The sequence below is a fragment of the Endozoicomonas atrinae genome, from assembly GCF_001647025.1.
Taxonomy (GTDB): domain Bacteria; phylum Pseudomonadota; class Gammaproteobacteria; order Pseudomonadales; family Endozoicomonadaceae; genus Endozoicomonas; species Endozoicomonas atrinae.
Map to the genome: position 1 here is coordinate 1 of NZ_LUKQ02000958.1, position 240 is coordinate 240.

Annotated in this window: 1 protein-coding gene; it reads right to left on the bottom strand. The window is 58.8% G+C overall.

Translation table 11 applies throughout. From position 1 onward, the window contains the following. Positions 1–240, bottom strand: a 240-nt coding sequence (locus AK963_RS34740; RefSeq protein WP_175404855.1) for a hypothetical protein, incomplete at both ends; no start/stop codon positions are given.

Sequence of the window (240 nt, forward strand, 5' to 3'; positions counted from 1 at the left end):
TGCCCTCATAGGGGCTGGTGTCCAGGGTATAGGTGCCATCGATCTCGCTGCTGATGGCGTTGGCCAGTACTGCTTGTGTGGTTTCCTGGCTACCATCAATGGTCAGCTCTGCCTCGGTAATGGCAAACACTCGACGGGCGACGGGTAAATCGTTCTCGGTTATGCTGCCCTGCACCTGTGTGGTGTTGCCGTTGCCGGGGACAACGATACCACCGCCACTACCACCTCCACCGCCGGTAT